Origin of the sequence: Kitasatospora sp. CMC57, assembly GCF_045866025.2 — a bacterium.
GTDB lineage: Bacteria > Actinomycetota > Actinomycetes > Streptomycetales > Streptomycetaceae > Kitasatospora.
The window spans coordinates 6,857,599-6,881,944 of sequence record NZ_AP035881.2; the positions used below are offsets into that span (position 1 = coordinate 6,857,599).

Genomic DNA, 24,346 nt, shown 5'->3' on the forward strand with positions numbered 1-24,346 from the left:
ATGGCACAGAGAAGTTGGCCCGGATCTCCGGGCAGCCGCACCTATCGCCCAACTCCGACCGCCACCCGTTTCTGCGCAGCTCACATCGGCGGCGGGCACGCTGTGCGATCCGGTTAACCCTCGACGCCCACGCGCCGTGATCATCCGGTAATGCGGCCTCCCTAGGCTGACCACCGTGGGAGCTTCCCACCGCCCGCCGCAGCGCGCCGCGCGTGTCACCGGTGGGGACTGCGATCCCCGGGAGGGAGTCCCGTTGACGACGGCCGGCTCGGAGGCGGACAGCGTGCGGACGGTCTGCTCGTACTGCGGTGTGGGCTGCGGCATCGTGCTGGAGATCGGCCGGGACGCGGCAAGCGGTCGACGGATCGTCAAGAAGGTTGCGGGGGACGCGAGCCATCCGGCGAACTCCGGTCGGCTCTGCACCAAAGGATCGACCGGCGCCGATCTGATGTCCGCCCCGGGGCGGGCCACGAAGGCGCTGATCCGTACCGAGCGCGGAACCGAACCCGCCGAGGTGGACGTGGACGCGGCGATCACCGCCGTCGCGGGGCGGCTGCGCGCGATCCTGGACGAGCACGGGCCGGACGCGCTGTCCTTCTACGTCTCCGGGCAGATGTCACTGGAGGCCCAGTACCTGGCCAACAAGCTGGCGAAGGGCTTCGTACGGACCAACCAGATCGAGTCGAACTCCCGCCTGTGCATGGCCAGTGCGGGCACCGGTTACAAGCTGTCGCTGGGCGCGGACGGCCCGCCCGGCTCGTACCAGGACTTCGACCGGGCGGACGCCTTCTTCGTGATCGGCGCGAACATGGCCGACTGCCACCCGATCCTGTTCCTGCGGATGATGGACCGGGTCAGGTCGGCCGGGGCGAAGCTGATCGTGGTCGACCCCCGGCGCAACGCCACCGCCGCGAAGGCCGACCTGTTCCTGCAGATCCGGCCGGGCACGGACCTGGCGTTGCTGAACGGTCTGCTGCACCTGCTGGTCGCGAACGGCCACACCGACGAGGCGTTCATCGCGGAGTTCACCGACGGCTGGGAGGCGATGCCCGCCTTCCTGGCCGACTACCCGCCGGAGCGGGTCGCCGAGATCACCGGGATACCGGAGGCGGACATCCGGCTGGCGGCCCGGTGGATCGGTGAGGCGGGCGAGTGGATGAGCTGCTGGACGATGGGGCTCAACCAGTCCACGCACGGCACCTGGAACACCAACGCCCTGGTCAACCTGCACCTCGCCACGGGCGCGATCTGCCGCCCGGGTTCGGGCCCGTTCTCGCTCACCGGGCAGCCCAACGCGATGGGCGGGCGCGAGATGGGCTACATGGGTCCGGGCCTGCCCGGTCAGCGTTCGGTCCTGGTGGACGCGGAGCGGTCCTTCGTCGAGGACCTCTGGGGCGTCGAGGCGGGCACGCTGCGGACCGACGTCGGACGGGGCACGGTGGCGATGTTCGAGCAGCTGGCGGCCGGTGCGATCAAGGCGTGCTGGATCATCTGCACCAACCCGGTCGCCTCGGTCGCCAACCGCAGGACCGTCATCGCGGGGCTGGAGGCGGCCGAACTGGTCATCACCCAGGACGTGTTCACCGAGACGGAGACCAACGCGTACGCCGACGTGGTGCTGCCCGCGACGCTGTGGGCGGAGTCCGACGGCGTGATGGTCAACTCCGAGCGGAACCTCACCCTGGTGCCGGGTGTGGTCGATCCGCCCGGACAGGCGCTGCCGGACTGGCAGTTGATCGCCCGGGTCGCCCGGGAGATGGGCTTCGCCGACGCCTTCGACCACGCGAGCGCCGAGGAGGTCTTCGAGGAGCTCAAGCGGGCCTGGAACCCGAAGACCGGCTGGGACCTGCGCGGCATCGACCACCAGCGGCTACGGGAGGGTCCGGTGCAGTGGCCGGCGCCCTCCCCGGACGGCGGGGACCGCAACCCGATCAGGTACCTGAACGACGGCGTCAGCCAAACGCTGCTGGAGCGGGCGGACGGCAGCAGGCCCCGGCTGGCGTTCCCCACCGCGACGGGCCGCGCCCAGTTCTTCGGCCGGCCGCACCTGCCGGCCGCTGAACTCCCGGACGACGACTACCCGTTCGTCCTCAACACCGGGCGGCTGCAGCACCAGTGGCACACCCTCACCAAGACCGGAAAGATCGCCAAGCTCAACCGACTGAACCCCGGGCCGTTCGTCGAACTCCACCCGGACGACGCCGCAGCGATGGGTGCCCGGGACGGTGACCGGATCGAGGTGGCCTCGCGCCGGGGCCGTGCCGTGCTGCCCGCGGTGGTCACCGACCGGGTGCGGCCCGGCAGTTGTTTCGCACCCTTCCACTGGAACGACCTGTTCGGGGAGTACTTGAGCATCAACGCGGTGACCAGCGACGCCGTCGACCCGGTGTCGTTCCAGCCAGAACTGAAGGCGTGTGCGGTGGAGTTGAGGGTGGTGGCCGGGGCTGGGCCCGAGCAGGCCGTTCCTCTGCAGCCGACGTCCGCGCTGGCGGCGCTGCTCGGTGTCACCGAGCTGGCGCCGCCGGTGCTCACCGAGCCGGAACGGCGGTACCTCTCGGGGTATCTCTCCGGTGTCGCGGTGGCGGCGCCCGGCGGAGTCCCGGTGCTGCCGGTGAGCGCGCCGTTCAATCCGGAGACGGCGCTCTGGGTGAACGGTCTGCTGGCGGGCACGTTCTCGCGAGGTGCTGCTCCCGAGCAGCCGGGGTTGCCGGAACAGGATGCCTTCCACCAGGAAAATTCCGGGCGGGAGTTGATCGTCCTCTGGGCCTCCCAGACCGGTAACGCGGAGGAGTTCGCCGCGACCGTCGCGGGCCGCCTGGCGAAGACGGACCGGAAGCCGCTGGTCCGCAGCATGGCCGACTTCCCGCCAGGCAGCTTCCCGGCCGAGGCCGACCTGCTGGTCATCTCCAGTACCTTCGGCGACGGGGACGCCCCCGACAACGGCGCCGGTTTCTGGCAGGGTCTCACCGCGTCGGACGCCGCGCGGATGGAAGGCGTGCGGTACTCCGTGCTGGCCCTCGGCGACTCGGGCTACGCGGACTTCTGCGGCCACGGCCGCCGGTTGGACGAGCGACTCGCGGAGCTCGGTGCCACCCGGCTGCTGCCGCGTACCGACTGCGACGCCGACTACGAGGAGGCCGCCGGGCGGTGGCTGGAGCAGGTGGCCGACGCCCTGACGGCCATCGCAGCCGGTAACCAGGTGCCCGCTGCCCGGCCGGTCGCGCCGGTCTACTCGAAGGCGTCCCCGTTCGCGACGCTGCTGATCGGCAACCGGCTGCTCAGCCTGCCCGGTTCGCAGAAGGAGGTACGGCAGTTCGCGTTCGACACCCGGGGCGGCGAACTCGCCTACGAGGCCGGTGACGCGCTCGGTGTCTGGCCGGCCAACGGCAGAGATCTGGTCGCCGAGTGGCTCGCCCTGACCGGTCTCGATGCCGAGGAGAGCATCACGCTGCCCGACAGCGGTGCCCTGCCTCTAGGCGAGGCACTGCGGACCCGTCTCGACATCGCCAGGATCACCCCGGACCTGCTGCGGTTCGTCGCCGAGCGGACGGGCGACCGAGACCTCAAGCGGCTGCTGCGACCTGACAACAAGGGCGAGTTGGCGAAGTGGAGCTGGGGCCGGCAGGCCGTCGACGTGATCGGCGCGGCCCCCGTGCGGGCGTCGGCGGCGGAGTGGGTCGGCGTGCTCCGCCGGCTCCAGCCGCGCCTGTACTCGATCTCGTCCAGCCCGCTGGCCCATCCCGGCGAGATCCGCCTGACCGCGTCCGTGGTCCGCTACACCAACGACCTCGGCCGGGAGCGCAAGGGCGTCTGCTCGACCTACCTGGCGGACTGCGCGGACGACGGCCCGGTGCAGGTCTTCGTCCAGCGTTCGCCGCACTTCCGCCCGCCCACCGACTCCGCCACGCCGATGATCATGGTGGGCCCCGGTACGGGCGTCGCACCGTTCATCGGCTTCCTGGAGGACCGCCGGGCCCGCGGCCACACCGGTCCCAACTGGCTGTTCTTCGGCGAACAGCGCGAGGCCACCGACTTCTACTACCGCGAGGAGCTGGAAGCGTTCCGCGGCTCCGGCCACCTGGACCGTCTCGACGTCGCGTTCTCCCGCGACCAGCGCAACAAGATCTACGTCCAGGACCGGATGCGCGAGCACGGCCCGCGCCTGTGGCGGTGGCTCCAGGACGGCGCCCACTTCTACGTCTGCGGCGACGCCGGCCGGATGGCCAAGGACGTCGACCAGGCCCTGCGCGAGATCGTCGCCGCCCACGGTGGGATGGACGAGACGGCCGCCGGGGCGTACGTCCGGCAGCTGACGAGCGATCAGCGGTACGTGCGGGACGTGTACTGAGCGAGCGGTCAGCGGGCCTTCCGCAGGCCCCCGTCACCGGTTCGGGTGGCGGGCCCGCCGGAGGGCTCAGGCCTCGGCAGGCGACGCCCGCAGTACGTCAGCACCACCTGCTGGACGCCCAGCGTGACGCCGAGGCCGAGCCAGAGGGCGTTGGCGTTGAACGGTTCGCCGAACGCGGCCTCCGCGAGCGCGCCGAGCCCGAGCTTGACCGCGATGGTGGCGAGCCACAGGAGCAGCGTCAGGCGGTCGCCCTTGCGTTGCAGCCGCCCGTCGGGCTCCCGCCAGATCGGCATGGTGCGGCCGCGCAGGACCCCGGCCGCGATCGACACGACCAGCCCGGCGACCAGGAACGCGACTCCGGCCGCAGTCGGGCTGCTCGGCCCCGGCGGAACACAGCCACGCACGATGAGGAGGGCCACCCACAGGTAGGTCACCGCACGGACGGGCCGTGCGGAGAACTGGCTCACCACGATGGCGGCGGTGACGACGAGTATCAACAGCTGACCGGGCGTCATCAGGATGCGGGCCCTCCGGCGGGTAGGTGGACAGGCAGGTCGGCGACGAAGCTCATGCCGGATCGCCCGGACGACAGTAACGCACCGTTCTTCCTCACGGTGCCGAGTAACTGACGGCCCGTCGGTCAGGCCCTCGGGGGCGGCCTGGGTGGTCCGTGCCAGGTCACCCGACCGGCTCGGTGCTCGTCCACCGCTACGCCGACGGCACCGGCATCCCGAGCGGCAACGGAAATCGGCGGGAACCGGATTGTCAGTGCTACCTCATATTGTGGAACCAACGTCGGAGGGCGGCGCCGAAAGGCGTCGGATGAGCGTTGGACAAGGGGTATTGCCATGGCTGCGGACAGGATCAAGCACAAGGTCAACCACGTCTCGCTGGTGGTGGACAATTCGGGTTCGATGCGGCAGCACGAGTCGCAGCTTGTCCGCGTGGTGGACGAGTTCGTGAAGGGCCTCCAGGAGGAGTCCGACCGGCTCGGTCACGAGACCCGGATCAGCCTCTACGCCTTCGACCACGAGGTGAAGAACCTGGTCTGGGACATGGACGTCAAGCACCTTCCCTCCCTGCGGGGCCTCTACCGGGTGAACAACGGCGCGACCGCCCTGATCGAGGCGGCCGTCAAGTCGATCGACGATCTGAAGAACATCTGGGAGGGGTACGGGGAGCATTCCTTCCTCCAGGTCGTCGTCACCGACGGCGAGGAGAACGCCTCGGGTTGTTCGGAGTCCGGAAAAATGCACATCCGTATGGGCGGCAGCAAGGGAAATGCCGTGCTGGCCACATGGCTGAGCCGTATCCAGGGCGCCATGGACAACCTTCCCGGCCACTGGACGTCCGCAATTCTCGTTCCGAATTCCCTGGCCAAGCGCACGGCTCAGGAGTACGGCTTTCCGGCGGGCAACATCGCGATCTGGGACGCCGACTCGAGCAAGGGCGTCGAGGAGGCCATCGGCACGGTCAAGTCGGCTGCCACCAGCTTCCTGCGCGGCCGGGAGCAGGGCGTGCGCGGCACCAAGAACCTCTTCGCGATGGGCCAGGATCTGAGCACCGCCGAGGTGAAGGCCAATCTCGACGCCCTGGACACCGGCAAGTACATCCTGATCCCGGTCGACCAGCAGATGCCGATCCGTGATTTCGTCACCAGCGCCGGGCACCCGTACAAGACCGGTTGCGCCTTCTACGAGCTGTCCAAGCGCGAGAAGATCCAGGGCAGCAAGCAGCTCGCCGTGGCGGAGAAGGACCCGACCACCGGTCGGATGACCGGCAGGGTGTTCTCGGGCCCGGCGGCCCGCCAACTCCTCGGCCTGCCGCAGTCGGAGGCCACGGTGAAGCCGGGCGACAACCCGGCGTACACCGTGTTCGTCCAGTCGACCTCCGTCAACCGGAAGTTGGTGTCGGGGACCAAGCTGCTCGTCGTCCTGTAGCGGAGGAGTGCGGATCCGCCCCGGGGTCGGTGGGCGGATCCGACTCCGTCACGCGCGCCTGGCGGGGCGTCAGTGCTCTCTCCGATCGTTGCCCGACCACCACGGGCAATCGTTCGGCCCCGATCCGGTGTTCGTTCGCGGTCGCGGGGTAGACGGCGATCGGCGCGCCCGGAGGGCGCGAGGGATTCCGCGTGAGGCATCGGAGAGCGGCATGACCGTGACGACAGGGAGCAGGACCGAGCCGGCTCTGTTCGCGGACCGCTACCGGGTGAGCTCCGTGCTGGGGCACGGGGGCTGCGCCGACGTCCTGCGGGCCGTGGACGAACGCCTCGACCGGGAGGTCGCCCTCAAGGTCGTCCGCCCCGGGGCGACCGCGGACACCGCCCGACGCTTCCGGACCGAAGCGCGGGTGCTGGCCCGGCTGCACCACCCCGGTCTGGTGGAGGTGTACGACTACGGCATCGTCGCCCAGCGGCCCTACCTGGCCCTGGAGTTGGTGGACGGTCCCACGCTGGCGGCGACGGTACGATCGGCGCCGCTGCCGACCGCCGAGGTCAGGCGCCTCGGACGCGACCTGGCGCAGACACTCGCCTTCGTCCACACCCACGGAGTCGTCCACCGGGACGTGAAGCCGTCCAACGTGCTGCTCGACCGGGACGGCCGCCCACGGCTGGCGGACTTCGGCGTCGCCCGGCTCCTGCACGGGCCGGTCGCTCCCGGGGACGAGGAGCTCACCCACACCGGACTGGTCGTCGGAACCCCGGCCTACCTCGCCCCCGAACAGATGCGCGGCCAGGGTGCACGGGCCGCCGCCGACGTGTACGCCCTGGGCCTGCTGCTGCTCGAATGCCTGACCGGGAACCGCGAGTACACCGGCGCCCCGATAGAAGCCGCCGCCGCCCGGCTGCACCGCCCGCCCGCCATCCCGCGCCACCTGCCGGGGAACCTCGCGACCACGCTGCTCCGGATGACGAGCATGGACCCCGAACAGCGCCCCTCGGCGGCCGCCTGCGCCGAGCTGCTCGAGGTACCCGAGCCGGAGGCGAGGAGCACCCTGGCGCTCCCGCACCCGTCGAGGCGGACGTACGCCGTTGCCGGCCGGCCCGCGCTGCTGGCAGCGGTCTCCGTGCTGGTCCTCGCCGGAGTCGGAGGAAGTACCGCCTTCGACGACCGTCTGCCGGCGGCGCCGCGCCCGGCCGCGGTACTGCCGTCGGCTCCGGCCGCATCCGAGCCCGTACCGGCGCAGCCGTCGCCGTCGTCCCCGCCCGCGACGGAGCCCGCCGCCGGTGCGGTGGCCCGGCCGGCCGCCCCTCCGGCGCCTACCGGCGTTGCGCGGTCAGCGGCCGACCGCCCGGACGACGGGAAGCAGAAGGGCCACCGAAGCGCCCAGGGCAAGAAGCGGAAGTAGCACTCCGCACGACGACCCGCCGGGTACCGGTCGACGCACCAGGCGGAGGGATCAGCGCAGCCCGGCGAAGAGGTCGTCCTCCGGCAGCGCGGCGTCGGTGGTGTCCCGGACCCGGACGAAGGTCTCCACGCCCATCAGCGCGGTGAACCGCTCCGGCCCCATCTTCAGGAAGAAGATGTTCTCGCCCTGGCTGGCGTGCGCGGCCAGCGCGTCGAACTTCGCGCCGCCGAACTCGCTGGTGTCCACCCAGGTGCTGATCTCCTCGTCGGGAAGCCCGATGTCGGGAATCTCGACGTCGGGTGTCTCGACGGCCTGGTCGGGCTCCGGCTGCTCCCAGTCCCCGCCGAACTCGCGCATGACCTCGCCGAACCGCCGCATCGCCGAGAGCGGGACCGTCGTCCAGTACACCTTCGGCGTCAGGTCGGTCAGCTCCAGTGCCGCCATGGTGATGCGGTTCGCCTGGATGTGGTCGGGATGGCCGTAGAAGCCGTTCTCGTCGTAGGTCACGACCACGTCGGGCCGGTACTGCCGCATCAGTTCGGCGAGGCGGGCGGCACCCTCGGCCACCGGCGTCTGCCAGAACGAGCCGGGGGCGTCGTTCGTCGACCAGCCCATCATCCCGGAGTCTGCGTAGTCCAGCAGCTCCAGGTGACTGACCTTCAGCACCCCACAGCTGGCCTCGAGTTCCTGGCGGCGGGTCGCCGCGACGGCTGCCGGGTCGTGCCCCGGTTCCCCGGGCTTCACGCCCCCCGGCCCGTCACCGCACCCGCCGTCGGTACAGGTGACGAGGACCGTGCGGATGCCCTCCGCGGCGTAGCGCGCCAGCACACCGCCCGTCCCGGTCGCCTCGTCGTCGGGGTGGGCGTGCACTGCCATCAGCGTCAGGGGCCGGTCAACCATGAAGACTTCCTCCGGTTCGAAAAGTGCTCGACCAGAGTCTGCTGCATCCAGGTGGTCCGCCGCTCCCGAAAATTCGGGCCGCGCGACAGGCGGGTCCGCTCGTGCAACGTTCGGGTTGCGGGTCATCCTGGCGTCGTGCAACGATGTGGTTGCACTGATTGTGGTTTCTGAGAGGGGTTTTCTCATGGGCGGCGACATGATCGAGCGGGACACGTTGATCGACGCGTCGGTGGAGCGGGTGTGGTCCTTGGTGTCGGCGCCGGGCTTCTGGGTGGCGGATCCGGAGAGCCTGAAGGGCTCCACCGCCGTCGAGGGTGAGTCGATGGTCGCGAAGAACCCGGAGCACGGTGAATTCCCGGTGCGGGTCGTGACGGTGCGGCCGCCGCTGTACGTGGCGTACCGCTGGGCGCCGGCCTCTCCCGGTGAGGAGCTGAGCGAGAACAACAGCACGCTGGTGGAGTTCACGCTGTCGGCGGAGGGCGAGAAGACGCGCCTGCGGGTGGTGGAGAGCGGGTTCGCCGCGCTGGCGGTGTCGGACGAGGTGCGCGCCAGTACGGTCGAGAACCTCTCGGCGGGCTGGCCGCAGGTCCTGGACGCGGCGAGGAAGCGCGTCGAGGAGTCGACTGTGTGAGTGAGGAACCTGGGGATGGGGTCGGCGAGGTCGGCAGCGTTCTGGGCGCGCTGGCCGATCCGACCCGTCGCCGACTGCTCGATCTGCTCGCCGCGCAGGACGCGGCCACCGCGACGACGCTCGCGCAGTGGCTGCCGGTGTCGCGGCAGGCGATCGTCAAGCACCTCGCCGTCCTGGACTCGGCCGGACTGGTCGTCAGTTGCCGGGTGGGGCGTGAGGTGAGGTACTCGCTGCGGCCGGCCGGTCTGGACGCCACCACGCGGTGGATGTCGTCACTGGCGGCGGACTGGGACCGGCGGCTGGCAGCTGTCAAGCGCCTCGCCGAGGCGGCCGAGGCGGCGGAACGCGACTCCACGTAGACCCAGAGCCGGCGTGGGCTCGTAGCTGTTCCGAAGTGGCGCGGCCGGTCGGCCGTGACCTGTGATCACACATCGAGGGAGATCTGACATGACGACGTTGCAGCCCGGGAGCATGTTGCTGGGTACGACCCGGCCCGCGGAGTTGCGGGCCTGGTACATCAAGGTGCTGGCACCGGAGTTCACCGGCGAGGGCGCGATCGACCTGGGCGGTTTCCTGCTGGCGATCGACGGGCGTGAGGACGTCGAGGTCAAGAACAACGAGCCGGGCCGCGCGATCATCAACTTCCACGTCGAGGACTTCGACGCCGAGCAGGCCCGCCTGACGGCGGCCGGCGTGGAGTGGATCTCGGTCGCGGACCGGGAGAAGGGCAAGTTCGGTACGTTCGCCGACCCGGACGGGAACTACCTCCAGATCATCCAGTGGAAGTGACGGACGCCTGACCCCGGGCGCCCTGCGGCCGTCTGTCCCGGCCGGCTGTCCGTCCGCACGTCCCGTCCCGTGGCGGCCGGCCGGCTCTCGCCCGGTCCTGTCCGGACGGTCTCTCCGCACCACGACGAGTAGGGAAGTGTGCACATGAGTACACAGCAGACGGCGTTGAGCGTGGGCAGGTCGAACCTGGCGCTGGCCACGCTGTTTCTGGGAATGTTCGTGCTGGGCAGCGGTGAGCTGCTCGTGGTCGGTGTGCTGGACCGGATCGCCGCTGACCTTCATGTGACCATCGCCGAGGCGGGCACCGTGGTCACCGTCTACGCACTGGGTCTGGCCATCGGCGGTCCGATCCTCACCGCGCTGACGATCAAACTCGAGAAGAAGATCGTTCTCATCGGGACGGTGGCGCTGTTCATCGTGTGCAACCTGCTCGCGGTGCTGACCTCCAACTACGGCCTGTTCCTGGTGCTGCGGTTCCTGATCGGCGCGTCGCAGGGGCTGTTCATCGCCGGCGCGTTCATGGCGGCGATGACGGTCGTCCCGCCGGAGCGGATCGGCAAGGCGATCGGGATCGTCATCTCGGGTGTCGCGATGTCCGGGGCGCTCGGGGTGCCGCTGGGGACGCTGGTCGGTCAGACACTGGGCTGGCGCGGGTCGTTCATGGCGATCGTCGCGGGTGCGGTGATCGTGCTGGCCGGCACGGTGGTCCTGATCCCGACGGTGCCGCCGGCCGGTGCGGGTGCCGGACACCAGGCGAAGTACGCCTTCGCGCCGCGGGTGCTCGCCGTGCTGTTCCTCAACTTCATCGTGTTCTCGGCCGTCTTCGCGGTGCTGACCTACCTGGTGCCGTTCCTGCAGCGCGTGACCGGTATCTCCGGAGGCATGCTGAGCGTGTTCCTGCTGGCCTACGGCGTGGCCACGGCGGTCGGCTCGTTCGGCGGCGGCAAGTTCGCCGACCGCAACGCCTCCCTGACGCTGATCATCGGGTCCGCCGGTATCGCGCTGTCCCTGCTGGTGCTCTACTTCGTCGGCTCCATCGCCTGGCTGGTGGCGCTCGCGCTGCTCGGCTGGGGCCTGTCCTTCTACAGCATCGTGCCTTCGCTGCAGGTACGGGTGATCACGCTGGCCGGTCCCGGCGGTCAGCTGGCCCAGTCGCTGCCGGTCTCGGCGGCCAACGTCGGTATCGCGTTCGGTGCCTTCGCCGGTGGTGTCGCGATCGACAACCACAGCGCTTCGGCCACCGTGATCACCGGTCTCATCTTCGCGGTGGTCACCATCGCGGTGGCCTGGGGGACCAGCTTCCTGAAGCCGCCGGTGGTGGACGGCGAGTCGTCGCCCGCGGCTGCCTCCTCGTCGGTGCCCGAGCCCGCGTAGCGGTCCTGGCTGGGCGCCCCGGGCGCCGCACGGCAGAAGCATGGTGGTGGCGGCCCTCCCGGAGGGCCGCCACCACCATGCTTCTCGCCGCTCCGACAGGGTGTTCGGGCCGCCGCCGGCTCGGCGCACCGACCCGCGCCCCGGTCGACACCTGATGCTGGCGGACGGGTGACATGGCGTGGAGGTCCCGCGAATTTGCCGCCGGTTCGCCGTAGCCTGAGTCCTTCTGGTCGATTTGTGCCAGTTCGTCCTGGCTGACGGAGGTGCCGTATGGCCGTTTCCCCCGCTCGAGTGGTGTTCAGCGAGAGCGACCGCGCGGCGGTCGCGGCGGCGGTGACGGAGAGCCTGTCCACCGGGGCGTTGACGCTCGGCCCCCAGACCGAGCGGTTCGAGGCATCCTTCGCCGCCGTCCACGAGGCGTCGCACGCCGTGGCGGTCGCCAGCGGCACCGCCGCACTGGAGATCGCCCTGCGCTGCGTGGGAGTGGCGGGGCGCGAGGTCGTCGTACCGGCCAACACGTTCTACGCGACTGCCGCGGCGGTCGTGCACGCGGGCGGCAGGCCCGTCCTCGCCGACATCGAGGCGTCGACCTTCGCGCTGAGCACCGAGAGCGTCGAGGCGGCGCTCTCCGCGGACACGGCCGCCGTGGTGCTGGTGCACATCGGCGGGTTGATCACCCCGGCGGTGGACGAGCTGCGGCGGCTCTGCGACGCCCGGGGCATCGCGCTGGTCGAGGACGCGGCCCACGCGCACGGATGCAGCTACCTGGGGCGCCCGGCCGGGTCGTTCGGGCTGGCCGGGGCGTTCTCGTTCTACCCGACGAAGGTGGTCACGAGCGGCGAGGGCGGGATGATCCTGACCGAGTCGGCCGTGCTGCGGGACGAGGCACGGATCCACCGGGACCAGGGCAAGGGCACCTTCGGCGCCAACCTCCACGTCCGGCACGGCGCCTCGTGGCGGCTGAGCGAGCCGAACGCGGCGATCGGCGAGGTGCACCTGCGGCGGCTTAAGGAGTTCATCGAGGTCCGCCGCTCGGTGGCGGAGCGCTACACTGCCGCGCTCGCACCGCTCGACGGGCTCGATCCCCTGGTCGAGCCGCCCGGCTGCCGGAGCAACTTCTACAAGTACGTCGTGCTGCTCCCGGCCGGGGTCGACCGGGCCCGGTTCAAGAGCGAGCTGCGCGAACGGTTCGACGTCCGGCTCGCCGGCGAGGTCTACGAACTCCCGCTGCACCGCCAGCCGGTCTTCGCCGACCTGGCCCACGGCTCGCTGCCGGTCGCGGAGGACGTGTGCGCCCGGCACGTCTGCCTGCCGGTGCACTCGGACATGACCGACGACGAGGTCGACCAGGTCATCACCGCCGTCACGGCGGTCCACGTCGATCTGGCCGGGTGAGGGAGCGTCATGCGCGTAGCGGTCACCGGAGGCTGCGGTTTCATCGGCTCGCACGTGGTCGACCGGCTCCTGACGGCCGGTCACGAGGTCGTGGTGGTGGACGCGGTGTCCCGCCGCCTCCCCTTTGCGGCCGAGTTCGCCCAGGTCGACATCCTGGACCCGGTCGGGCTGGCGGCGGCGTTGGAGGGCAGCGAGGTGGTCTTCCACCTGGCCGCGATGGCCGACGTCGAACAGGTCAAGGCCGATCCGGTGCGCTCCGTCCGGCTCAACGTCGAGGGCACCACCAGCGTGCTCGAGGCGGCCCGCCGGAGCGGCCTCAGCCGCACCGTCCTGGCCAGCACGGTCTGGGTGTACGGCGCCGCGGCGGGCGAGCCCGACGGGTCCGGCCCCGAACTCGACGAGGACGTGCCGATCGACCTCGGCCGGAGCGGCCACCTGTACGTGGCCGGCAAGCTCGCGGCGGAGCTGGTGGCGCACAGCTACCGCGAGCTCTACGGGCAGCACTTCACCATCCTGCGCTACGGCATCCCGTACGGACCGCGAATGCGTGACGAACTGGTCATCGCCCGCTTCGTGCAGTCCGCCCTGGCGGGCCGTCCCATCACGATCGCCGGGACCGGTGCGCAGACCCGCAACTTCGTCTACGTCGAGGACCTGGCGGACGCCCACGTCCGCGCTCTCTCCACTGCCGCGCAGGACCAGACCTTCGCCCTGGAGGGCACCACGCCCGTCTCGATCCGGGAGATCGCCGACACCGTCGACCAGCTGCTCGGCCCGGTCACCATCGAGCACGTCCCCGCCCGCGACGCCGACTACACCGCGCGGCGGATCTCCAACGCCAAGGCCAAGCGGCTGCTGGACTGGTCGCCGCGCACGCCGTTCGCCGAAGGCGTGCGCCGCTACGTCGACTGGTACCGCTCCCCGGCCGCCCAGGAGCCACCGAACGACTGAGACCGCCCGCCGGGAGTTCGCCATGCCGCACGCACTGCTCATCTCGGGATCACTCGGCCAGGGCCACGACGTGATGGCCCAGGCCTGTGCCGACTCGCTGCACGAGCGCGGCTGGACCACCCGCACGGTCGACGCGATGGCCCTGCTCGGCCCCCGCGGCTCGGCCGTCGGGGAGGGACTGTTCCGCTGGCTGCTCGACCTGCCCGGCGTGTACGACGCCTTCCACTTCGCCGCGCTGCGGCCCGGCACCCGGGTCGCACTGCTGGCCGAGGCGGCGGCGCGGGCCCGGCTGGTCCCACGCCTGCGGGAGGTGCTGGCGGAGCAGCCGACCGAGCTCGTGGTGTCCGTCTTCGCGACCGCCACCGCCGCGGTCAACCGGCTGCGCGGCAGCCTGCCCGACACGGTCCACCTGGTGCTGTGCACGGACGTGACGCCGCATCGGCTCTGGGTGCAGGACGGGACCGACCTGTTCCTTGTCACCTCCGAGGTCGCCGCGTGTGCCGTCCGCCGCTACCGTCCTGAGGCCGCGATCGAGGTGGTAGCCCCGCCGCTGCGGTCCGCCTTCTACCGGCCGCCCGGCCGGGACCGGGCCCGTGACGAGCTGGGCATCCCCGCCGAGGTGCCGTGCGTCCTGCTGATGTCCGGCGCCTGGGGACTCGGCCCGATCGCCCGGACGGCGGAGGCACTGGCCGAGGCCGGGCCGCACGTCCTGGCCGTGGCCGGGCGCAACCAGGAGTTGGAGAGCCGGCTGAGGTCCGCCGCGCGGCGGCAACCAGGCCTCCACGTCTTCGGCTACACCGACCGCATCCCGGCGCTGATGGCCGCCGCCGACCTGGTCGTCACCAGTTCCGGCGACACCTGCAGCGAGGCCCGTGCCATCGGACGCCGCCTGCTGCTGCTGGACGTGGTGCAGGGCCACGGCCGCGACAACCTCCAGCACGAACTGGAGCTGGGCCACGCCGACGTCACCTCGGCCGGACCCGAGGAGGTGGTCCGCAACGCCCTCGCCGCGCTGGGCCGTCCCGCGCCGACGCCCTCCGCCGGTGCGTCGCCGGACGCCTGGCGTGCGGGGTTCGCCACCGCGCTCGCCCGGGTCGGCCTGGCGGACGTCGCGCGCGTGGACGGCTCATGAGCCTGGCGCGCCGTCAGCCCGTCAGTCCGTGGTCGCGCAGCGGCCCGAGCTCCAACCCCAGCCGTCCGCAGTGGTCCGCCACCAGCGGCAGGGCCCCCAGGGCGGAACGCCAGGCCCCGGGCGCGGAGGTGCAGTCCGAGTCGTGCAGCAGAACGGTCGCCCCGCCGCACAGGTCGGGCCGGAGCGTCCGGTAGACCGAGGCGGGGGTCGCCCGGGTGGTCCAGTCCTTGCCCCAGGCCGTCCAGAGCACGGGCCGCAGCTCCAGCTCCCGGGCGGCGGCGAGCAGCCCGGCGGTGAGTACCCCGTACGGGGGGCGGTACCAGACCGGCCGGCGGCCGCAGAGGGCGGTGACGGCCTCGACGGTGCGCCGGAGTTCGCGCGCGTCCCGCCCGGGGGAGGGGCGCCACTGCGGGCGGTGGTACCAGCCGTGCACGGCGACCTCGTGACCCCGGGCGGCCAGTTCGCGCCCCAGCTCGGGGGCGCGTTCCAGCATGCTGCCGAGGACGAAGAAGGTGGCCCGGACGCCGAGCGCGTCCAGACGGTCGAGGAAGCGAGGCGTGCCGGCCGGATCGGGTCCGTCGTCGAACGTCAGTGCCACGTGACCGGCGGTGCCGTATCCGGCCAGCCCACGGCAGAACCGCCTGCGCACCGGTCCCAGCCTGGCGGCCGCCGGGGCCAGGTGGGCGACCTCGACCGCGGCCGTGGCGGCCCCCGCCAGCAGGGCGGTACGCCCGGCGCCCATCAGCCGAACCGGGAGCTGAGCCGCCGGAACAGCTGAGGCGTGGCCGCGTGCAGGCGCTCCGGCACTCGGAACCAGGCCGGGACGAAGAACTCGTCGCGGGAGCTCCCGACCGCCTTGAAGATGGTGTCGGCGACCCGCTCCGGCGCGATCGGGCGCGGATGCTGCCGCTGGTACGGGGTGCCCCGCCGGGCGAAGAACGGCGTGTCGACCGGCCCGGGAAGCACCACCCTGACCCCCACGCCGCTGCCCTGGAGCTCGTACCGCAGGCTCTCCGCGAACAGGTTCAGGGCAGCCTTGGTGGCCGAGTAGACCGCCTCGTCCCGTACCCCGACCACGCCCGCGATCGAGCCGACCAGGACGATCCGGCCCCGCCCGCGCTCCAGCATGCCGGGCAGCAGCAGCCGGGAGAGCCGGAGCGGGGCCGTCAGGTTCACCTCGACCATGCGGGCCAGGACGTCCACGGGCATCCGGGTGAAGGGGCCCCGCCAGCCGATGCCCGCGTTGGCGATCAGTACGTCGACCCGCCCGTGCGCCGCGAGGGCGCGGTCCGTGAGCTGCTCCGTCCCGCCGGGAGCCGCGAGGTCGGCCACCAGTGCGCGGCCTCCCGTCCTGGCCGCGACCGCCTCCAGCCGGGCGCCGTCCGTGCCGGAGAGCAGCAGGCGCCAGCCGGCCTCCGCCAGCCGGGCGGCCGTCGCGGCGCCGAGGCCGGAGGAGGCACCGGTCACCAGGGCGACGGGGGCCTCCGGCGTGGGAGGAGTGTGCGGGGTGTCAGTCATGGTCACCTGTCCACCGTGTGCGGCGGTGCGGCCGCAGCCGCCATGCCGGGGATCACCACCCTCTCACCGGACCGGCGGCACTGCCCTCTCACCCAGCTGCGCGGGGGCGACCGTCGGAGCGTCCTCGGGCCCGACCTCGCCGAAGCGGGAGAGGGCGAAGATGCCGCCGACGGCCACCAGGAATCCCGCCACCGCGAGCCAGCCGAGCCCGGCCCGGGCGTGGTCGCCCAGCCACACCACGCCCACCAGCCCGGGGCCGAAGGTCTCGGACACGCTGGAAGCCGCAGTAGCCGCAGTGACCGAACCGCGCTGCAGCGCCAGCGCGTACGCCAGGTAGCCGCCGACGCCGCCGAGCGCCAGCGCGTACGTGGCCGGGTCCGACAGCACCGCGACGGGCCCGGAGACGTCCAGGACCCGTACCGCCAAGCTGGTGACGCCGAAGCCGACCCCGGCCAGCAGGCCCTGCCCGGCCGCCACCCAGTCGCCCTTCCAGCGGGTCAGCAGGGCGGTGAGCAGCAGCATCACCAGCGTCGCCGCGAGCAGCGCGTAGTGGAACAGCGGCCCGGCGGAGTCCCGGCCCGGGGTGCCGGCGGTGAACGCCAGCAGGATCAGACCGGCCACCACGGCGGCGATCCCCACCAGATCGCGCGGCCGGAGCCGGACCCGGAGCAGCCAGACGGCGGCCGCGGCCGTGACGGCGAGGCTGGCGTTGGTGAGGGCCTGGACCAGGAAGAGCGGCAGGGTGCGCAGCGCCACGATGCTGAGCGCGAAGCCGAGGACGTCCATGGCCGTGCCGAGCACGAACGCGCCGTTGCGCGCCAGCCCGGCCATCAGCCCGGCGCGCAGCGCGGCCTCCCGGCCGACGGCGCGGGCGCCGCGCGCCTGGAAGACCGACGCGAAGCCGAAGCAGACGGTCGCGACGAGGGCGGTGGTGAGTCCGAGGATCATCATCACCAGTGTCGGGCCGCTCCTCGTCCGTCGCAGCCGAGCGCTGGGCCGGCCACAGGCCGGAGCGGTGGTGGAGGTGGGCAAGGCAGGAGTAGGAGCGGCTGCGGGTGCGGTGGGAGGGTTTGGGAAATCCCCCTCACCAGTACGGGAAAGGCGTGCCATGAATGATCCGCAGTTGGCATCGGACGGCGGCCGGACAACCGAGGTCGGCCACCGTTTCGTGCAGAGCAACGGCATCCGGATGCACATTGCCGAGCAGGGCGAGGGACCGCTGGTCGTGCTGCTGCACGGCTTCCCCGAGACGTGGTACTCCTGGCGTCATCAGTTCGCGGCTCTCGCGGCAGCCGGATATCACGTGGTCGCTCCCGACCAGCGTGGTTACGGCCAGACGGACCGCCCCGAGGCCGTCGAGCAGTACTCGCAGCTCCACCTGGCGGGCGACATCATCGGGCTGCTCGACGCGCTCGGTGCGGAGCAGGCGGTGCTGGTGGGCCACGACTGGGGGGCTCAGGTCGCCTGGAACACGGCGCTGCTGCGGCCCGACCGCATCCGTGGTGTCGCCGCGCTGGGCCTGCCCTATCTGCCCCGGGGTCCGGTGAGTGCCGTGGTCGGGATGACGCAGGCGCTGGGCCCGGGCTTCTACATGAACTACCTGCAGCAGCCCGGTGTGGCCGATGCCGAACTGGCGCGGGACGCGCGGGAGGCTGTCCTGCGCCTCTTCCAGTGGGGCTTCGGCGATTCGCCGCAGGCCGAGGCACCCGTGCTGCCGGTGGTGCCCGAGGGCGGTGCCTTCCTCGACCTCCTGCCGGAGGCGGGTGCGCTGCCGCTCTGGCTGACCGAGGCCGATCTCGACGTGTACGCCGCCGACTTCGCACGCACGGGCTTCTCCGGCGGTCTGAACTGGTGGCGGACTATGGACCTGAGCTGGGAACTGACGGCCCCGTGGCAGGGCGCGCCGGTGACCGTCCCGGCGCTGTACATGCACGGTGAGCGGGACGGCAGTGTCCAGCTGCCGGGCATGGATCAGCTCATCGCCAACCTACAGATGTTCGTGCCCAGTCTGACGCGTACGGTGGCGCTGCCCGGAGTGGGGCACTGGACGCAGCAGGAGCGGCCGGAGGAGGTCAACACGGAGCTGCTGAAGTTCGTGGGCGGCCTCTAGCAACGGTGGTCAGGCACTGTCGTCGGCAGGGGTGGTGCGGCGGCGGTAACCCGCGTTGAACCGAGGGCTGGTTGCCGGGGGGAATTCCGGCATGGCGAGGGGTGTGAGAGCCGGTTTCCACGGCCCTCGCACCCCTCGCGGTCCTGATGGGGGTGGCGGCGGTTTCCGCCTGTCGCGAGGAGTCACGCCTTTGCGGGGGGCTGCTACTGCTGCCTGAAAACTCTGCCCTTTGCTTTTGTCGGCCGTACGCTCTCCCGATTTTCCGTCGCAGCTGTGAAAGGCCATCACTCGGGCTTGGAATTGCCCGTGGACATTCTCCGGTTCATGTATTCCGCCCGTCCGGAAATGGTTTTCCTGGACTCGGCAACATGGGAGAAGTGCGGGGGTGTGCGGCCCTGCCAGAGTTGCTCCCGATCGACGGCGAATCACCGCCCGGACAGCGGGTACGGCCCGCTGAACGGTCCCGCGTGGACAGCGCCACGCATGACGGAGTTCCCGCTCCACTCTTTCCTGTCCCTGTCATCGTATGGAGGAGCACAGATGACGATCAATGAGGCGCCCACGCAGGCCGACCTCGTCGGCCGGGCGACGGACCTGGTCGAGGTGATTCGCAAGCACGTCCCGTGGCAGGAGGAGAACCGGGTCCTGCACGAGGAGGTGCTCCAGGCGGTCACCGACGCCGGGATCATGAAGATGCGGGTCCCGGTGCGCTACGGCGGCCTGGAGTCGGACGTACGGACGGTGTCCGCGGTGATCTCCGAACTCGCACGGGGCGACGGCGCCGTGGGGTGGACGATCAGCACGTTCACGATGGGATCCTGGCTGGCGGGGCTGTTCCCCGACGAGGTCCAGGACGAGATCTTCGCCGACCCGGGCGTGCGGATCTGTGGTGGCGTGAACCCCTCGGGCATCGCCACGCCCACCGACGGCGGCGTGGTCCTCAACGGCCGCTGGCACTTCGTCTCCGGTGCGCCGCACAGCCAGTGGGACATGCACTCCGTACTGCTGGCGGACGGCGAGGGCGGGTACGTGCCCGCCACGATCGCGGTCCCGATGTCGGAGCTGACGATCGTCGACGACTGGCACACCGCCGGCCTGCGGGCCACCGGCAGCGTCACCACCATCGCGCAGGACCTCTTCGTGCCCCAGGCCCGCGTCCTGCCGATGATCCCCGTGATGACGAACGGCCAGCACGCCTCGAAGCTGAACGCCGACTCCCTCACCTGGAAGCTCCCGTTCGTGCCGCACGCCACCGCGGTGACCAGTTCCTCGGCGGTGGGCATGGCGAAGGCGGCGCGGGAGGCGTTCTTCGAGAAGCTGCCCACCCGCAAGATCGCCTACACCCACTACGAGCGGCAGGCCGAAGCGCCGCTGACCCACCTCCAGGTGGCGGAGGCGGCGATGAAGATCGACGAGGCGGAGTTCCACGTGACCCGCGCCGCCGAGCGCCTGGACACCAAGGTCCGCGCGGGGGAGCAGTGGTCGCTCCAGGAGCGCGCCCTGTCGAAGATGGACGCGGCAACCGCCTGCCTGCGTGCCAAGGAGGCGGTGGACGTCCTCAACACCGCGAGCGGCGGCTCGTCCATCTACTCGGACCAGCCGATGCAGCGCATCGAGCGCGACATCCAGGCCCTCAACCTCAACGGCGTCCTGCACCCGAACACGGTTGCGGAGACCTACGGCCGCATCCTGTGCGGCCTGGAGCCCAACACCGACCTGCTGTAGACAACGACCGCTCCTCTCCGGTCATGCGGCTCAGCCGCATGACCGGAGAGGCATGCCCCCAACGCCACTCCGGCACCGGGCGTCGCACTCCCACACCGCGTCATGCCGGTTCGAACCCGGCGAGCATCTGCTTCAGCGCCGCCTGGTCCGGCCCCTCGAAGGGAGCAGAACCGGCCGCCGACCCCAGCGTGTCGATCATCGGTCCGGTGATCCCCGGAGCCGGCGGCAGGTGCGTCGAGAGGACGAGATCCGGATCCCGGTCGGGCAGAAGCCGGAACGTTCCCAGGAACCGCTGCTCATCGACGTTCTGCACCCAGGGCTGTCCACGGTCGCCCACCGGCGCGGCCGCGATCGTCGGGCTGCCATCGAGGCAACCCCAGGTTTTCAGGGCGGGTTCATCCGGGAGTCCTGCGACCACGGCATTGTCCAGCGTGTGAACGACGGAAGACCGGTCGGGCGTGGGGGCGCCGGGCGCCATGACAACGACCCCGCCGAGCTTGGCCCGGGCCTGCGGCGGCTCCGGGCGGACGGTGCGTTCATCGCGAACGACCCCAGGCGGGCATCGAGCCCCGCTCCCCTCCTTCTCACGGGCCCTTCCTACGGAGCACACGTGTGCACTTCGCATCCTCACGACCGGGCCGAGGCCGCGCAGGCCGACGCCGGACGACGCGGTTTCCTGCGGGCGACCGCGCTGCTGGGCGCCGCCGCCACGGCCGGTCTCGCACTGCCGACGGCGCCGGCAGCTGCGGAGAGCCACCGGGCGCCTGAGCCGGACAGTCGGCGCTTCACGCTCGCCGTCATGCCTGACACCCAGTACCTCTTCGACGGGACGAGCATCGACAAGGGCCCGGTGGAGGCGTCACTGCGCTATCTGCTGGAGCACGGCAAGGACGAGAACATCGTCTTCCTGTCGCACCTCGGCGATCTGACCCAGAACGGCGCCCGGGCCGAATTCACCGCGATCGGCGAGGCGTTCAAGCTGCTCGACCGGCGGGGCGTCGGCTACAGCGTCCTCGCCGGCAACCACGACGTGAAGTCGTCGACCGACGATCGGCGCGGCCCGACGCCGTACCTGGACGCCTTCGGTCCGCAGCGGTTCCAGGACAGGCCGACGTACGGCGGGGCCTCGCCCGATGGCTACAACACCTTCCACCTCTTCAGGGCGGGCGGCCGGGAGTGGATGGTGCTGGCTCTCGACTGGCGGCTCTCGGGACAGGGGTACGCCTGGGTGAAGGACGTCCTCGCCCAACACCCGAGGACCCCGGTCATCCTCACCACGCACGAACTGGTCGGCGCCGACGGCGCCCTGTCGGCCTACGGCGGCCAGCTGTGGGACCAGCTCGTCAAGGACCACGACCAGATCTTCCTCACCCTCAACGGGCACTACTGGCCCGCCGCCCGCGCGACGCGCAAGAACGCGGCCGGACATGACGTCCATCTGCACCTGACGAACTACCAGAACCGCTACTTCGGCGGCGCGGCGATGATCCGCCTGTACCGCTTCGACCTGGACCGGAACGTCATCGACGTGGAGACCGTCTCCCCGTGGATCCTGGGCAGGGCCGCGAAGGAGCTCAACGAGCTGGAGCGGCAGGAGATCGAACTGAGCGGCGACGCCGACCGGTTCACGGTCGGCATCGACTTCGCCGACCGCTTCGCGGGCTTCGATCCGGTACCGGCGCGTCCGGCGCGGCCCGCGTCGAAGGTCCTGATCCCGGGCACGGCGGCGTACTGGCGCTTCGACACGGCGGTGGCCGGTACCGTCCGTGACCTGTCCGGTCGCGGCAACGACCTCTCGCTGGTCACGGTGGGCGGCGGCACGCTGGGCTGGTCGGCCGACCACCACCCCGACCAGCCCGGCCACGGCAGCCTGGAGTTCCAGGGCGTCAAGTCCCCGCTGACGGGCGCGTACCTGCGCACGGTCGACGGCGCCGCCCTCAACTCGGAGACGTTCAGAAACGGTTACACCATCGAGGCGTTCTACCGCCTCCCCGCCGACTGGGACCCGTCCCACCACGCCTGGTCCGGCATCGTCAGCCGTACCGGCACGGGCGGCGCGGCCGGCAAGACCGCCGACGACCCCGACGAGCCGCTCGCCACGCTGTCCCTCTCCAACGACCGCGAGCCGCAGTGGGCCATGCGCCCGCTCAACCAGCAGGGCATCGTCACCAACTGGGGCCAGGAGACGCCGCTGGAGACCTGGCGGCACCTGGCGGTCGTCAACGACGGCGAGCACACCACGCTGTACGTCGAGGGCTGCCCGGTCGTCCGCAATCCGAAGGCACCGGCCGTCGGCATCACCGCCGTGGGACTGCCGTGGCTGCTCGGCGGCTACGAGTACGCGGGCCGGATCGACCAGGTCCTGCACGGGCGGCTCGGCGATGTCCGGATCGTCGCACGGGCGCTGCCCGTCACCTCCTTCATGAACCACTGACCCGTCCACGAGGATCACCATGACCGAGCAACGCCTGCCCGCCTGGGCCGACCAGTCCGTCCCGCCGGCCGCCCTCGACGCCCAGGGCGTCTCCCGCCGCGCGCTCCTGCGCCGCGCGGGCCTGTTCGGCGCCGCCTTCGCGCTCGGCCCGGCGGCCGTCCCCGCCGCCGCTGCCGACCGGCGCCACGGCGGCCACGACCCCCGCCTCGCCTATCTCGTGGGCGATCACCACATCCACTCCGTCTACAGCCACGACGCCAAGTACACGTTCTCCCAACTGGCCGCCGCAGGCGCCAAGTACGGCCTCGACTGGATGGTGTTCACCGAGCACTCCAACTTCGGGCACGCGCAGTACGGGGCCGCGCTGGAGCACGAGGAGATCCTCAAGGCCCGGGCCGAGAACCCGCGCCAGCTGATCTTCCAGGGCCTGGAGTGGTACGTCCCGGCGGCCGAGCACTGCACGGTCTTCGCCGCGCCCGGCCCGCACGAGGTCGACCTCCTCACCTGGTTCGAGTCCGCCTACGACGGCAAGCTGCTCGGCTACACCGACGGCTCGGCCGGCGGTGCGGACACCGCCCGCAACGAGGCCCACGCCGTCCAGGCCATCCAGTGGCTGGCCGAACAGCGCCGCAGCGGCTACGTCGACGACGTCCTCGTCCTCGCCAACCACCCGCTGCGCCTCGGCATCGACTCACCGCACGAGCTGCGGAACTGGCGGGACGCCGCCCCCGAGATCATGATCGGCATGGAGGGTGCGCCCGGCGCCCAGGGTGCCGCGCTCCCCGGGCGGCGCGCAGCCACCTCGATCCGGGGCGAGTACGAGAACAAGCCGTCGGCCCAGTCCTGGGCCGGCTACCCGGCGGGGGCGTACCTCACGTACGGCGGCTTCGACTGGGCGACCGCGACCGTCGGCGGACTGTGGGACGCGATGCTCTCCGAGGGCAGGTTGTTCTCCGTCACCACCAACTCCGACGCCCACCGCATCGTCTTCGACACCTTCAAGAACGGCGACTGGCAGCCGGGCGAGGACTTCGACAACACCGGCAAGCTGCCCGACCCGGTCGACACCGCGAGCCCGCAGCCGGGCAGCGACTTCTGGCCGGGCCAGTTCAGCCGCACCCACGTCGGCGTCACCCGCTACGGGTACGGCGCGGTGATGGCGGGCCTGCGCGCCGGCCGGGTCTGGCTGGACCACGGTCATCTGCTCGACGGCCTCGACGTCCGCCTGAAGCGTGACTGCGACTTCGGTACGGGCGTCACGCTGGGCGGCCGGCTGCGGGTGCGCAAGGGCGAGAGGCTGACGCTCAACGTCACGGTGACGACCGCCTCCCGCCCCAACCCCCAGGGAATCCTGCCCGAGTTGGCGCACGTGGACGTGGTCCGGGGCGCGGTGCGCGGCCCGGCGGCGGACCGGGACACCTGGAAGGCGCCGGACACCAAGGTGGTACGGACGGAGGACGTGTCCGGCCGGAAGGGGACCTACACCCTGCGCATCCCGCTGACCGCCGGGGACAGCTCCTTCTACCTCCGGCTGCGCGGCAGCGACGGCAACCGCCACGGTGCGGGCTACCTCGGCGCCTCCGTCGACCCGCACGGTCCGATCCCCCACCAGCCCGGAGACGGAGACCCCTGGGCGGACACGTGGTTCTACTCAAACCCCGTCTTCGTCGACGTGGTGGGGGTCTGACGCT

20 protein-coding genes are annotated in these 24,346 nt (G+C 71.4%); 14 read left to right on the forward strand and 6 right to left on the reverse strand.

The window, feature by feature from the left end; genetic code table 11:
- The first annotated feature begins 253 nt into the window (after window positions 1-253).
- Window positions 254-4,348: a molybdopterin-dependent oxidoreductase gene (locus ACKUU6_RS30890; protein ID WP_407991857.1), complete on the forward strand. Its 4,095-nt coding sequence runs from the start codon at window positions 254-256 to the stop codon at window positions 4,346-4,348.
- Window positions 4,349-4,356: 8 nt separating this feature from the next.
- Here ACKUU6_RS30890 and ACKUU6_RS30895 read toward each other — a convergent pair whose 3' ends face one another.
- A complete protein-coding gene (locus tag ACKUU6_RS30895) occupies window positions 4,357-4,863 on the reverse strand; it encodes a hypothetical protein (protein WP_407991858.1) in 507 nt (168 codons plus the stop codon).
- A 333-nt stretch (window positions 4,864-5,196) separates the two neighbouring features.
- Between ACKUU6_RS30895 and ACKUU6_RS30900 the strand changes: the two genes are divergently transcribed.
- Together ACKUU6_RS30900 and ACKUU6_RS30905 are read left to right on the forward strand one after the other, a co-directional pair.
- Complete coding sequence (locus ACKUU6_RS30900) at window positions 5,197-6,288, forward strand: vWA domain-containing protein (protein ID WP_407991859.1); 1,092 nt, start codon at window positions 5,197-5,199, stop codon at window positions 6,286-6,288.
- A gap of 211 nt (window positions 6,289-6,499) precedes the next feature.
- Window positions 6,500-7,696: a serine/threonine-protein kinase gene (locus ACKUU6_RS30905; RefSeq protein WP_407991860.1), complete on the forward strand. Its 1,197-nt coding sequence runs from the start codon at window positions 6,500-6,502 to the stop codon at window positions 7,694-7,696.
- Between the two features lie 51 nt (window positions 7,697-7,747).
- On the opposite strand, the gene ACKUU6_RS30910 is transcribed toward ACKUU6_RS30905, so the two are convergent.
- A complete protein-coding gene (locus tag ACKUU6_RS30910) occupies window positions 7,748-8,596 on the reverse strand; it encodes a PIG-L family deacetylase (protein WP_407991861.1) in 849 nt (282 codons plus the stop codon).
- 115 nt (window positions 8,597-8,711) lie between these two features.
- Between ACKUU6_RS30910 and ACKUU6_RS30915 the strand changes: the two genes are divergently transcribed.
- From ACKUU6_RS30915 to ACKUU6_RS30945, 7 genes are all read left to right on the forward strand, one after another.
- Window positions 8,712-9,227 carry an SRPBCC domain-containing protein gene (locus tag ACKUU6_RS30915; protein WP_407991862.1) on the forward strand — a complete coding sequence of 172 codons (516 nt, stop codon included), beginning with the start codon at window positions 8,712-8,714 and terminating at the stop codon, window positions 9,225-9,227.
- Window positions 9,224-9,586, forward strand: a complete 363-nt coding sequence (locus ACKUU6_RS30920) for an ArsR/SmtB family transcription factor (protein WP_407991863.1) — start codon at window positions 9,224-9,226, stop codon at window positions 9,584-9,586. The genes ACKUU6_RS30915 and ACKUU6_RS30920 overlap by 4 nt, the downstream gene beginning before the upstream one ends.
- A gap of 88 nt (window positions 9,587-9,674) precedes the next feature.
- Window positions 9,675-10,016, forward strand: a complete 342-nt coding sequence (locus ACKUU6_RS30925; RefSeq protein ID WP_407991864.1) for a VOC family protein — start codon at window positions 9,675-9,677, stop codon at window positions 10,014-10,016.
- 144 nt (window positions 10,017-10,160) lie between these two features.
- Complete coding sequence (locus ACKUU6_RS30930) at window positions 10,161-11,390, forward strand: MFS transporter (RefSeq protein WP_407991865.1); 1,230 nt, start codon at window positions 10,161-10,163, stop codon at window positions 11,388-11,390.
- 270 nt (window positions 11,391-11,660) lie between these two features.
- Window positions 11,661-12,785 carry a DegT/DnrJ/EryC1/StrS family aminotransferase gene (locus tag ACKUU6_RS30935; protein WP_407991866.1) on the forward strand — a complete coding sequence of 375 codons (1,125 nt, stop codon included), beginning with the start codon at window positions 11,661-11,663 and terminating at the stop codon, window positions 12,783-12,785.
- Window positions 12,786-12,794: 9 nt separating this feature from the next.
- The gene (locus ACKUU6_RS30940) at window positions 12,795-13,736 is read left to right on the forward strand and encodes an NAD-dependent epimerase/dehydratase family protein (protein WP_407991867.1); all 942 of its coding nucleotides are present in this window, start codon (window positions 12,795-12,797) and stop codon (window positions 13,734-13,736) included.
- Between the two features lie 22 nt (window positions 13,737-13,758).
- Window positions 13,759-14,868 (forward strand): MGDG synthase family glycosyltransferase, encoded by a 1,110-nt coding sequence (locus ACKUU6_RS30945; RefSeq protein WP_407991868.1) that lies wholly within the window; start codon window positions 13,759-13,761, stop codon window positions 14,866-14,868.
- A gap of 13 nt (window positions 14,869-14,881) precedes the next feature.
- Here ACKUU6_RS30945 and ACKUU6_RS30950 read toward each other — a convergent pair whose 3' ends face one another.
- The 3 genes from ACKUU6_RS30950 to ACKUU6_RS30960 form a co-directional block, all read right to left on the reverse strand.
- Window positions 14,882-15,610, reverse strand: coding sequence for a polysaccharide deacetylase family protein (locus ACKUU6_RS30950; protein ID WP_407991869.1), 729 nt, complete (start codon window positions 15,608-15,610; stop codon window positions 14,882-14,884).
- Window positions 15,610-16,386, reverse strand: a complete 777-nt coding sequence (locus tag ACKUU6_RS30955) for an SDR family NAD(P)-dependent oxidoreductase (RefSeq protein ID WP_407992289.1) — start codon at window positions 16,384-16,386, stop codon at window positions 15,610-15,612. Before ACKUU6_RS30955 ends, ACKUU6_RS30950 begins: the two co-directional genes overlap by 1 nt.
- A gap of 63 nt (window positions 16,387-16,449) precedes the next feature.
- A complete protein-coding gene (locus ACKUU6_RS30960) occupies window positions 16,450-17,334 on the reverse strand; it encodes a hypothetical protein (RefSeq protein WP_407991870.1) in 885 nt (294 codons plus the stop codon).
- A gap of 160 nt (window positions 17,335-17,494) precedes the next feature.
- Between ACKUU6_RS30960 and ACKUU6_RS30965 the strand changes: the two genes are divergently transcribed.
- The gene (locus tag ACKUU6_RS30965; RefSeq protein WP_407991871.1) at window positions 17,495-18,496 is read left to right on the forward strand and encodes an alpha/beta fold hydrolase; all 1,002 of its coding nucleotides are present in this window, start codon (window positions 17,495-17,497) and stop codon (window positions 18,494-18,496) included.
- Window positions 18,497-19,036: 540 nt separating this feature from the next.
- The gene (locus ACKUU6_RS30970; protein ID WP_407991872.1) at window positions 19,037-20,221 is read left to right on the forward strand and encodes an acyl-CoA dehydrogenase family protein; all 1,185 of its coding nucleotides are present in this window, start codon (window positions 19,037-19,039) and stop codon (window positions 20,219-20,221) included.
- 100 nt (window positions 20,222-20,321) lie between these two features.
- On the opposite strand, the gene ACKUU6_RS30975 is transcribed toward ACKUU6_RS30970, so the two are convergent.
- Window positions 20,322-20,699 carry a hypothetical protein gene (locus ACKUU6_RS30975; RefSeq protein ID WP_407991873.1) on the reverse strand — a complete coding sequence of 126 codons (378 nt, stop codon included), beginning with the start codon at window positions 20,697-20,699 and terminating at the stop codon, window positions 20,322-20,324.
- Window positions 20,700-20,831: 132 nt separating this feature from the next.
- Here ACKUU6_RS30975 and ACKUU6_RS30980 point away from each other — a divergent pair, with 132 nt between their 5' ends.
- On the forward strand, window positions 20,832-22,655 hold the full coding sequence (locus ACKUU6_RS30980) for a LamG-like jellyroll fold domain-containing protein (protein WP_407991874.1): 1,824 nt from the start codon (window positions 20,832-20,834) through the stop codon (window positions 22,653-22,655).
- Window positions 22,656-22,674: 19 nt separating this feature from the next.
- Window positions 22,675-24,342: a PHP domain-containing protein gene (locus tag ACKUU6_RS30985; RefSeq protein WP_407991875.1), complete on the forward strand. Its 1,668-nt coding sequence runs from the start codon at window positions 22,675-22,677 to the stop codon at window positions 24,340-24,342.
- Window positions 24,343-24,346 lie beyond the last annotated feature (4 nt).

What these genes read in the sequence shown, in the direction of transcription:
- ACKUU6_RS30895 (WP_407991858.1), bottom strand. Translation starts at nt 4,863, where the DNA reads ATGACGCCCGGTCAGCTGTTGATACTCGTCGTCACCGCCGCCATCGTG.
- ACKUU6_RS30900 (WP_407991859.1), top strand. Translation starts at nt 5,197, where the DNA reads ATGGCTGCGGACAGGATCAAGCACAAGGTCAACCACGTCTCGCTGGTG.
- ACKUU6_RS30905 (WP_407991860.1), top strand. Translation starts at nt 6,500, where the DNA reads ATGACCGTGACGACAGGGAGCAGGACCGAGCCGGCTCTGTTCGCGGAC.
- ACKUU6_RS30910 (WP_407991861.1), bottom strand. Translation starts at nt 8,596, where the DNA reads ATGGTTGACCGGCCCCTGACGCTGATGGCAGTGCACGCCCACCCCGAC.
- ACKUU6_RS30925 (WP_407991864.1), top strand. Translation starts at nt 9,675, where the DNA reads ATGACGACGTTGCAGCCCGGGAGCATGTTGCTGGGTACGACCCGGCCC.
- ACKUU6_RS30930 (WP_407991865.1), top strand. Translation starts at nt 10,161, where the DNA reads ATGAGTACACAGCAGACGGCGTTGAGCGTGGGCAGGTCGAACCTGGCG.
- ACKUU6_RS30935 (WP_407991866.1), top strand. Translation starts at nt 11,661, where the DNA reads ATGGCCGTTTCCCCCGCTCGAGTGGTGTTCAGCGAGAGCGACCGCGCG.
- ACKUU6_RS30940 (WP_407991867.1), top strand. Translation starts at nt 12,795, where the DNA reads ATGCGCGTAGCGGTCACCGGAGGCTGCGGTTTCATCGGCTCGCACGTG.
- ACKUU6_RS30945 (WP_407991868.1), top strand. Translation starts at nt 13,759, where the DNA reads ATGCCGCACGCACTGCTCATCTCGGGATCACTCGGCCAGGGCCACGAC.
- ACKUU6_RS30950 (WP_407991869.1), bottom strand. Translation starts at nt 15,610, where the DNA reads ATGGGCGCCGGGCGTACCGCCCTGCTGGCGGGGGCCGCCACGGCCGCG.
- ACKUU6_RS30955 (WP_407992289.1), bottom strand. Translation starts at nt 16,386, where the DNA reads ATGACTGACACCCCGCACACTCCTCCCACGCCGGAGGCCCCCGTCGCC.
- ACKUU6_RS30960 (WP_407991870.1), bottom strand. Translation starts at nt 17,334, where the DNA reads ATGATCCTCGGACTCACCACCGCCCTCGTCGCGACCGTCTGCTTCGGC.
- ACKUU6_RS30965 (WP_407991871.1), top strand. Translation starts at nt 17,495, where the DNA reads ATGAATGATCCGCAGTTGGCATCGGACGGCGGCCGGACAACCGAGGTC.
- ACKUU6_RS30970 (WP_407991872.1), top strand. Translation starts at nt 19,037, where the DNA reads ATGACGATCAATGAGGCGCCCACGCAGGCCGACCTCGTCGGCCGGGCG.
- ACKUU6_RS30975 (WP_407991873.1), bottom strand. Translation starts at nt 20,699, where the DNA reads ATGGCGCCCGGCGCCCCCACGCCCGACCGGTCTTCCGTCGTTCACACG.
- ACKUU6_RS30985 (WP_407991875.1), top strand. Translation starts at nt 22,675, where the DNA reads ATGACCGAGCAACGCCTGCCCGCCTGGGCCGACCAGTCCGTCCCGCCG.